Source organism: Rothia sp. HMSC071C12 (assembly GCF_001813895.1).
In the GTDB taxonomy this organism is placed as follows: domain Bacteria; phylum Actinomycetota; class Actinomycetes; order Actinomycetales; family Micrococcaceae; genus Rothia; species Rothia mucilaginosa.
In genome coordinates this window covers 1-9707 of record NZ_KV814342.1, presented here as the reverse complement: position 1 = coordinate 9707, position 9707 = coordinate 1, and the positions used below count along the sequence as shown (strand labels likewise).

General features: G+C 54.4%; 8 protein-coding genes. 1 reads left to right on the top strand and 7 read right to left on the bottom strand.

All coding sequences use genetic code 11. The features are described from left to right. Positions 1-994: 994 nt before the first annotated feature. The 7 genes from HMPREF2942_RS00040 to HMPREF2942_RS00010 all read right to left on the bottom strand — a co-directional run bounded on the left by HMPREF2942_RS00040 (position 995) and on the right by HMPREF2942_RS00010 (position 8680). Positions 995-1495 (bottom strand): hypothetical protein, encoded by a 501-nt coding sequence (locus HMPREF2942_RS00040; RefSeq protein WP_070687790.1) that lies wholly within the window; start codon positions 1493-1495, stop codon positions 995-997. Between the two features lie 144 nt (positions 1496-1639). Next, on the bottom strand, positions 1640-3667 hold the full coding sequence (locus HMPREF2942_RS00035) for a hypothetical protein (protein WP_070687786.1): 2028 nt from the start codon (positions 3665-3667) through the stop codon (positions 1640-1642). A 44-nt stretch (positions 3668-3711) separates the two neighbouring features. Beyond that, positions 3712-6372, bottom strand: a complete 2661-nt coding sequence (locus tag HMPREF2942_RS00030) for an ATP-binding protein (RefSeq protein WP_070687784.1) — start codon at positions 6370-6372, stop codon at positions 3712-3714. A 25-nt stretch (positions 6373-6397) separates the two neighbouring features. Continuing rightward, entirely contained in the window at positions 6398-7012 is a 615-nt protein-coding gene (locus tag HMPREF2942_RS00025; RefSeq protein WP_070687781.1) for a hypothetical protein, read from the bottom strand. Positions 7013-7084: 72 nt separating this feature from the next. Next, positions 7085-7366, bottom strand: a complete 282-nt coding sequence (locus HMPREF2942_RS00020; protein WP_070505684.1) for a hypothetical protein — start codon at positions 7364-7366, stop codon at positions 7085-7087. Positions 7367-7409: 43 nt separating this feature from the next. Further along, positions 7410-8453 carry a conjugal transfer protein gene (locus HMPREF2942_RS00015; RefSeq protein ID WP_141755571.1) on the bottom strand — a complete coding sequence of 348 codons (1044 nt, stop codon included), beginning with the start codon at positions 8451-8453 and terminating at the stop codon, positions 7410-7412. Next, positions 8447-8680: a hypothetical protein gene (locus tag HMPREF2942_RS00010; RefSeq protein WP_070687775.1), complete on the bottom strand. Its 234-nt coding sequence runs from the start codon at positions 8678-8680 to the stop codon at positions 8447-8449. Before HMPREF2942_RS00010 ends, HMPREF2942_RS00015 begins: the two co-directional genes overlap by 7 nt. A gap of 257 nt (positions 8681-8937) precedes the next feature. On the opposite strand from HMPREF2942_RS00010, the gene HMPREF2942_RS00005 reads away from it, so the two are divergent. Continuing rightward, a complete protein-coding gene (locus HMPREF2942_RS00005; RefSeq protein WP_070687772.1) occupies positions 8938-9651 on the top strand; it encodes a hypothetical protein in 714 nt (237 codons plus the stop codon). Positions 9652-9707: the final 56 nt, after the last annotated feature.

Sequence of the window (9707 nt, the reverse complement as noted above, 5' to 3'; positions counted from 1 at the left end):
CGTACCCAATAGGGGGGACATTTCGTACCCAATACCTTCAAAAAAAGAGGCCGAAAAATGCATCATAATGCCATGTCAAACCCATATTTGCGCACAGTGCATTTTGTGCCCCCCTAAATGGTATTTCCTAAATGATTATTTCCTAAATGGGGCTGCTCAGTCGCCGCGCCCCCTCCCCCATGGCTATGCCGCCGTGCGGCGGCCCAAGGACCTCGCTATCGCTCGGACTGTTTGGGGGAACCCCTCTCGCGGGGTTCCCCCAAACCCCCTCCCCCCGAAGGCCCAACGATCTTCGTTCGTGGTGTCAAGCCCTGGTGCTCTCTCGCTTCGCTCGATGCGCTCCAGGACGACAACCACTCACTTTCGATCGTTGGGCTTCAGGTCGGTGTGCTCACCTGAATCGATGATTCAGATATCTGCTCACCTTTTCCTGAATTCTTTGGTTCTTAAAATGCTTACGATTGGCTTGAGTTTTTAAGCGTGCGGGCGTTCTGTTCTTAATCGCGGGCGCATGTGCTGCGGGTGCGGGCACGCAGCCAAGAGGATGCGACTTTTCAAAGCCCAGGATTGCTTCTGGGGTATCACCCTAAAGACGCAAGCCATCCCTAGAGGCTCTCTATGGGCCCTGTAAGAGCTTTTCATGCCTCAAGTGGGTAATCCGACGTTTTTTACTTTTTCGCCCGGTAGGCAGCCGTCTAGCAGCTTTTTAGAGGGTGACAGGTTTAGGCGCAGGCGATGACGCCAACATCCACCCCACCAACACCACGCCGCACCCCCTCAAGCCCGACAAACACCACCAAAACCCCGCACCAGAAGCCCCAGAAGGCACCTCTAAGCCACTTTTACGCCAAAGACGATAGATTCCCCATCTGCACGAAAAAAGCCCCGCAGAAACCACTGCAGGGCTTTAAAAAATTTTGGGGCACAAAAAAGGACTGCGTGCCACATCTCCTAAAATCACCGGGAAACATGGCACGCTGTCACAACCACACGACTACGACAGTTTGATCTTCTGTCCGTCGTTGCCCAAAGTATACATCTGCGCATTCGCCTCTGAACAACCACGCACCTCATTCACACCCACCAAAGACGCAAACTTCGTCGGAGCACTCTTGCACGCCCGAACCGTCACCGTACCAGTTGCCGCATCAATCGAAATACTACCGGTCATACCCAACGCGGCCAGCGCCTGATTACCCTCAGAAATCATGCGCCCCTGATCAACATTTCCATAATCACCAGCACCGGCCGCCACCACAATACGCGCCACCGACTGAGCAGCACCAGTAGCCTGCGACTGCGCCGAATTCTTCGCCCCCATATCCACCAACAAAACACCCATGGCAAACAGGAAAGCAGGCACCAAAACCATCAGCAAAACCGACTGCGCAGACCCCTCCTCACCACGAATGCGAACCTTCTGCACCGCAACACGTAAGCGCGCTCGCAACGTGGTGCACAACGTTGAGGTTACGGATTCAAGAACGGGGGTCATCGTGGTCGTCTCTCTCGTCGGTGAATGTGGTTCTAAGTATATATCTCTAGTACACATATACGAAAAAGGGGGGTAATGAAAATGCGGGCCCGACAGACACCTGCCAGACCCGCACTCTCAAGAAAGAACCAGAAAAAGACCTACCTAGTCCTTCTTATCTTTCTTCCTCTTCTTCTTTTTCTTCTCCTTCTGCTCACGCTCAGCCTGCTCTTCTTGCTCCTTACGCCTACGCAAATCCTCCTCAGACTGACGCAACTGGTCATACACCGAGAACGTCGGGTAAGCGTACTCGCTCTCCACCTTACGCATACGATGCTCACCCCGGTGCTGCATCGCAGCACCAGTAATACGCATGCCAATACCGGGAGCAAAACCACCCGGAACCAAAGCCACCGCAGTACCGGCGTACTTCAACGCCCTACCCTTACGACTCAAATTCCTTGCCGAACGGTAGTGCTTCGTCGTTGCCGGACCCATATACTGGCGCATTGCCGCATGATTCTGTGGCACACCCGAAGCGGCATACGCAGGCTGCTGCTTCGCCCTGAAGGAACGAATCGGAGCCAACAGCTTCGACTTCCTAGAGCCACCAGCAGCGGTACCAGCCGCTTTAGCGCCACCGGCACCACCCATGCCAGAGACCGCACCACCAGCACCAGAACCGCCGCCGATACTCGGAGCAGAAACCGCATGCGAAGAAAACGCGGCAGGCGCACCAGCAAACCGCACCGGCATCGCCGCACCAGAAGAACCCTTCAAACCCATCTGAGACAAACGCTCCGCCAGACCACTACCGTCCAGGCCGCGATCACGGAAGAATTCCCAGCTCTTTTTCGCAAGGAGGAAGATCAGCACCGCCATGACGATACTGCGCAAAATGGGTGCCCATTTCACGGTCGCATCGTAGAACTGCTCCAGAATATACAGGTACAAAATCAGCACGCCGATGAGTACGCCCACCTGAAGGCAAGCGAAGAAGGTGCCTACTGCACGGTGGAAGAACTTCTTCCTATCGACCATCGGCAGCATGGCGTACCAGGCGTAGACGGTAGCCAGCAGAGCATTCACGCACGCATCAAACACTGACTTGAAAATCAGGACGATAAAGACAGCAACTAGAAACAGCGGAGCTAAGGCACCTAACGTGTATGTCGCCAGCAGGACAGCGCGATACAAATCAGGGTTATCGACCCATTTTTTCGTATCGCTACATCCGCCAGAGCTGGTGATAGCATCACGGCGATCATTGCTGGCCACGTCCTTGTAGTCCTTGTCTCGGACCATCGAGTTGAACTCGTTTTTGCATTTACCATCCAGGTTCTGGCCGAAGGCAACAACCTGGTAGGGCTCACGCACTAGCACCGACCCCAGAGAACGGGTAATGATGTCCTGGGGCTTCTGATTCGTCAGACCCTGCCCCATACCACTGGCCTCAACCTGCTCCTTCTTCTTATCGTGCAGATAAATTTCAGAAGCAATATCCGAAGCCCACGTAGTCGAATTCAGCAGCCAGCCAGTCTGTTTAGATCCGTCATCACCTGTATGCTCACGAAGTTTAGCGGTCGGATTAGCCAGAGCAGAACCAGAAATAAGCGAGACAACCGCCAAGATAATCGCCAACTCTGCCAACGCCGCACCACGGCGACGCATCATGAAGAACGCAACACTGAAGACCGAAGCTGCCAGGGTGAGAATCAGCGGCTGAATGTGCATACGCTCCATCAGCGGCGCCACCTGGGAGCCGATGAACATAAACGGAGAGAGCAACCAATCCAGCCACTCGAAGGACAACACATAATGCAACAAAGACAGCGCCAGACTGACCATGCCGTAGTGCATACCCCACATGAAATCCACGATGTTCGCAATAATCGTTTTGTTGAAGGTGAAGGCATCACCACGGTCCAACGGCAACGTGGAGTAGCGGTTGAGCTCGATACCCTCTTTATCCTTCAGGTTCGAGGTATCCAGAAACAGGGTGAAAGCATCTCCACCGCTACTTTTCTTCGCCTCATCCGCATGCACCACAGGGTCCGTCACTGCCGCCAAGATCAAATACAATCCCATGACCTTCAGCGCCAAAGCAGTGCGCGGGCGGCGCGCAGCAAAGAAGCACCACCACTGCACCAAGACAGCGGTAGGGCTCTGATACTGCCTCAAAAACGAAATCATGAGAAAAATCCAATCAATAACACAGTCCAACAGGGACCTAAGAGCTAGACCCCAACCAACGCACCAGCACCAGAGGCCTGCACCTTCTGCTGCTGAGCTACCAGGTTCCTCTTCTTCGGAGGAGTCGTCAGCGTCGCCTTACGAGTCTTCGGGTCCAACGGCAACTGAATCTTGATCTTGCCGATACGAGAGTTCACATCACGGTAAACGCATTCACCACGACGCTCTAGATCATCCTTCGGCGACAAACCAGCCAGCAACTCACGGTACTCAACCACGTCATAGCCTTCCTGAAGCCACGACAGGTTCACATTCGCCAACTTCGCATCACCCGTACGGAACAAGAAACGATGCGGAATCAGACCCTGAATCACCTCTGTACCGAAATCTCGTGCAGAGTGAGAACCCAAACCAATCGCCGCCTTATGCTTACGGCCACGACGAATCATCTCCTCAACACGGTGACACGCCTCCGGAGAAGCAGTCAGGTGCGCCGCCTCATCCACCAAGAACAAAGAATCACGACGATCATCACGAGTAGCAATCGAATACGCCGTCGCAGCCACATGACCATACGTCATATACGCAATCTTCTTCGTCAACGTCATCTGCTGACGCATCTCAGCAGTGGACAAATCACTCTCAGACGGCAAATCAAGACCATGGGTCGCAAAGATAATTGCCGGAGCATCCATATCCAACAGAGGCAACGAATCATCGAACAGGTACCCGACATAGCTACTATCAGCAACCGTATCGAGCATCAACGCCGTATTCCTCGCCTCCTTCGCCAAATGCTCAGGCACTCCCCTACCGGTAGCCAACGCATCACGCAGCTTCGACACCGAGGTAATCTCATGGAAGTACGGGTTATTATCCTCACTCAGAAGACGGCTAATAATCAGACCAACCGGGCTACTGGAATTCATGGAGAACAACATCGAAAACAGGTCCAACACCTGCTTCTTACCCTCGTTCTTCACTTCCTTCACACGCTTCCTAATGTCCTCTTCATCCTCACCCATCTCACGCATCACACGCTCAACGACCTCAGCCGAAGCAGCAGCAACACGCAAAGGGTCCAGAGAAAAGCGGGGACTCTTAAACTCCATAATCACCGTATCGGTCATCGCCTGAGCCAGAGCAGCCCATTCCTTGTTCTCAGAGTTATCCACCGCCAGCACCTGACCACCACGATTAATCGTGTGAGCAGCCACCGTCTTCAAGAAAGCAGACTTACCCGAACCCAGCTCACCAACAGCACCAAAGGAACCAGACATATCCGCCTCAGCGTTCGCACCAGGATCCATATACACCGGCGTATTACGACCAGAAGACAGATTCTCAGCAATCAAGAACCCCCGGTCCTCACCCAACTGGGTCTCCACCAAGGGAACACCAATACTGAAATCAAAACCAGTCGTCACCTGAGTCAGCTCATTGGCAATAGTGGAAGCAACCGTGCCCGGCAACATATCCCACCACAAGCTGCGCTGATCTCCCACCGGAGCATCCAACAAAAACTCATTCGAAGCATAAAAATCCTGCACCAGCAGAGCCTTCTCCTCCACCAGCTCAGGAGAATCACCACTGACCGAAAAAATCAGCGACGCATTCACCTTCACCTCACGGTCAGAAGCATTCAGACTCTCCGTGAACTCCTCCAACAGCTTCGTAGACTGAGCCAACTTCGACAGGCCACCAGAAATCATCCGACCAGAACCATCATGCTGAAAATACTGGTCCGCAATATTCTTCTCACTAGCAGCACTATCTCGAGCCGCCTGAGTCTTCGACTGCACATTAATACGCAACACAAATTCGCAGTCCACCGGCAGACGATTAATAACCTCCAAAAACTCACCACCAGGGAACGTAAAACCACCCACAGGAGTAGAAGACATAATCATCTGCGCCTGATACGTCGGCGCCGCATCAGGATGCTCAACCTTCAAATAGCGACGCTTAAACGCCTCCATACGAGCAGCAGCACCCTCAAGATCAGACATGCCACCCTCATCCAGCAAAGGCTCCGGCAACGACCGCAAATTAGTCCACGAATCCGCACGATTTGTAGAAGTAATCCTCGCATCCGACGGATACGGAGCCTCATCACCAATACCGCGCATCTGAGCATGATCCCAAATCCACTGAATCGCCTTCATCGACACCGGCACCGGACGAAACACCGACGGAATACGCATCGACAACTCACGCGCCCGACGCTTCCACCGACCAAACATCACCTCCGACGGAGTCGTCACCGGCAACCCCAAATGAGACTGAACCGGCTGATGAGCCGCCCACGCCGCATCCTTAAAACGATTAATCGGCTGAGACCACGTAGAAAGCGGAACCGTAATGAAATACAAACGCTCACCAGAAGGAGTACGCTCAAGCTTCTCCAAAGTAAGCTTCGCTTCATTCGCCCACCCAGGATTCTCACCCAAATCAATACCATCAATCATCGACTTATAAATACTGACCGGATCAGTATCAGCCACAAAAGAATAGATAGTATATTCACCACGCAAACCCTGAAAAAGACTCTGATGCGCAGCACGAGCAGCCACCTTATCGTCAGTCAACGCGTAACCATACGGCAGACCAGTCAACGCAAAAATCGCATGCGCAACACCATGCTGAGTAACAAAAATATTCTCTCGACCCCACAGAAGGGGATTCTTACGAGTGGAAGCTGCCATAATATTTCTCTATCTCTGTACGTCGTTAAGGGGTATTGTTTCGAGCCGCCAGAATGTTCTCTAGCGTAGATTTACGGACAGCACCTTGACCTGTAGCCTGCGGCGCAACCGAACCGGAAGAAGCAGTAGGGGAAGTAATGGTGATTGGACGTGCGGGTACGGGGGCTCCGTATGAAGCATCCAGCTGTTGCAGCGCTCGCATCTTCTCTTGCCGTTTCTTATCGGCAATCTGTTGGCATTGCTGCTCGGTTTTGAAGGGGCGGCGCAGCTTCGGCTGCTGAATTTTGAAAGGGACACCCCGGTAGAGGCCGGTTTTTGAAGTAGTGGTCGCTGATGCCGCTGAGGTCAACACGTTGAAGAGATTGCGGCGGGACTCTGGGATTCGGCCCGTCATATAGGCAACTCCCCACGCACCCATAACGACCAAAATCGCATCAGTGAGAATGAAGCCGGTGGAGAAGAACCAGGCGAACGCCTGCCACAACACCAACAACGCAATAAACCCTGCAATGAGCTGCGGCACCGTATAGGGGCCGCCCCACAGGCGGGTGCCGTCGATGAGTCGACCAACCATCATGGGGATCTTCATCGCACGGGTGAAGAATTTGCCGACATACACGTCATCATCAAGATTCTTCATCGGATGCACTCGCTTTCATCAGAGGTTTTTACGTGGGGTGTGGGTGTTGTGGCAGGCGTAGCGGGTGCGCTTTTAAGCGCCGCCCTTAGTGAAGGTGTCGAACCAACCAGCAATAGTCACGATGCCGTTCATCATGACCAGCCACCAGATGACAGCAGCAACAGCACCGGCACCAATAGCCTTCGGGATAGTGAAGCCATTCTTGAAAACCATGTAACCAACGAAGCCAATAGCGACGGTGGTAATCACAGCCTTGATAGCAACATCAGCCTTTGCCGTAGTGGTAGAGACCCAGCTGAAGAAGTCAGCTGCGCCCAAAGGCAGGTTTGCAAGAGCTAGAGTAAACAGTTCCATGAGTTTTCCCTTTCGGATACATCAAATAATTGGGTTGGTTTAGTTAGGAAATTTTCGGGGTCGTATCAATGCTTTTGACCTCCCACCTCCCTGCGCGGGAAGCCATGGTCAAAAAGTAGGTGGACGTCTGAGACGAAGCGCCTTGATCAAGCTGAGCCGTCACCAGCACCTGAACCTCAGTACCATCCTTAGCAGCTGTCTTAGCCGACATCTCATCAGTGGCGTTCAGGTTCTGCACCAGCACCTTCGTGTACGGCGCCGGGGTAACAGCCGTGATGCTGCTACCCGGTGCGGTGTACCGGCTCACCTCACCGGAGCCTGCAAGGTAAGCGGTCAAGAATTCTTGCACCGCCGCCCTCGCTGCCGGATCGCCCACCTGCTTCGGGTACTCGAACGTCGTATCAGCCGCCACCGCGCCGGGGGCAGCAACCGGAGCAGGAAGACCCACCACCGACAAAGTCCCAGACGAGGTATCCGTCCGAAGCACCACCTGCCACCAGCGCTGAACCCACATGCTCTTAGGCTCCTCACCCTTCACATCAGAGGCAACGGTGGTCTTCACATCCCCGGTCACACGCACAGTCACCAAATCACCAGACTTCGTGAAGCCAGCAGCACGTAAACCACGCGCCTCCGTCGGAGCCTGAGAATTCACCGGAACAGTCACATACGTATCCAACGTGGCATGCTCAGTATTCGTCGCCTCCAACCACGCCTGCACATAACCGACAGCCTTCGCCTCAGCACTAGTGTCAGTAATATTCAGCTCCGAAACCGCCTCAGGACGAGAAGCCTGCGCAGACTCCTGAGCCTCAGAAGCCGTACCCATCGCCGTGCACGCCATAAACAACGCCAAACACACCGACCCGTACGCGCACCCCATGATGCCGTAAGTCAAAAACCTGCTCGCAGCAGTACCACCAACAGGAGGATCCAACGGAGTACCCTCCGACTCCCCCCTCGGCTTCTTCTTGCCAAAAAGAGCACCCAAGCCCTTCTTCACAGGCTCCTTCTCAGGCACCTGAACCGGCTGATCCTGAACATCATCAACATCCTGATGCTCACGCCGCAAAAGATTCTTTAGCACTCCGACACCTCACCTTCCTCATCAGAACCACTCATCACCCGCTTCGCCGCAGCATTAGCACGCCGCAACTCATCACTAGCCAAAAACGCAGCAGCAGCCTGCTGCGCAGACTGACTAAACGGCCGATCAAGCAAATCAATAATCCGCTCAACCAGAGCATCCTCACCAGCCGCCATCGCCGACAAATCATCCAAACTACGGGCCAAAACGTCATCCGAAGCGGGCATCAACAGGTCCTAACTCAACAGGTGCAAAAACTAACAGTCACACCAATAAAGGCACCCAACAAACCCCCACACACCTCACCCACACCCCAAAAAAACAAAAAAAATTTAAAAACCCCACCGACAAGCCAAAACACCCACCAACACCAGACCCACCCCCAGACACCACCCACCCCAAACCCAGGCAAAAATCCAGACCCACTTTTGCCTACTAGAAGAAAGGAAACCACCACACACCACACCTCACTGAGGAGACCACCATGACCACCCCCCTGATGAACACCACCATCATCGACACCCTCAACCGAGACTGGACCACCACCAGCGGCCAGATGGTCCTCTTCCAGGACGCACCCATGCTCGCCGCCGACGTCCTGCACCTGCTGCTCACCACCGCACCCGGCCCCGCACAAGACGCCATCTGGCACGAAGCCATCACCCGCGCACTCACCGGCGACACCATCATGGAACGCATCCTCACCCAGTCCACCATCCCCTGGATCCTGCGCCTGAGCCGCCAAAACGCCATCATGCAAATCCTCACCCACCGAGGCGAAGCTGAAGACGCCTTCAGCATCCTGGCAGGCGCCGCCCTCGAAGCCATCCGCAAATATCCCCTCCACCGAACCGAAAAAGTCCGCGGCCCCCTCTTCTACCGCCTCCTACGCATCGTCACCCGCCTCAAGGACGCCTACACCCACCCCATCGACACCGAAGACACCACCACCACCCACACCCCCCTCACCTTCACCGACACCACCACCAACCGCACCGCCGCCGCCGAAGCCGTAGACCGCCTCCTCGGCGACGCCCTCAACGCAGGCATCATCACCGCCGAAGAATCCGACCTGCTCATCGCCTACTACACCGACGCCGCCGCGCTCGCGCAGCGTGAGGGTTGCTCTGCTAAGGCTTTGGAATGTCGTGTGCGTCGTGTGCGTAATCGTGTGCGTGATGGCCTGAATTTGGCGTAAAAACAGGTCAGGTGGGTTCCTTATGCACAAAAGGTGCACATATTAGTGAACATGTT

Coding starts and splice junctions, on each gene's coding strand:
- HMPREF2942_RS00040 (WP_070687790.1), bottom strand. CDS start 1,495: ATGACCCCCGTTCTTGAATCCGTAACCTCAACGTTGTGCACCACGTTG.
- HMPREF2942_RS00035 (WP_070687786.1), bottom strand. CDS start 3,667: ATGATTTCGTTTTTGAGGCAGTATCAGAGCCCTACCGCTGTCTTGGTG.
- HMPREF2942_RS00030 (WP_070687784.1), bottom strand. CDS start 6,372: ATGGCAGCTTCCACTCGTAAGAATCCCCTTCTGTGGGGTCGAGAGAAT.
- HMPREF2942_RS00025 (WP_070687781.1), bottom strand. CDS start 7,012: ATGAAGAATCTTGATGATGACGTGTATGTCGGCAAATTCTTCACCCGT.
- HMPREF2942_RS00020 (WP_070505684.1), bottom strand. CDS start 7,366: ATGGAACTGTTTACTCTAGCTCTTGCAAACCTGCCTTTGGGCGCAGCT.
- HMPREF2942_RS00010 (WP_070687775.1), bottom strand. CDS start 8,680: ATGCCCGCTTCGGATGACGTTTTGGCCCGTAGTTTGGATGATTTGTCG.
- HMPREF2942_RS00005 (WP_070687772.1), top strand. CDS start 8,938: ATGACCACCCCCCTGATGAACACCACCATCATCGACACCCTCAACCGA.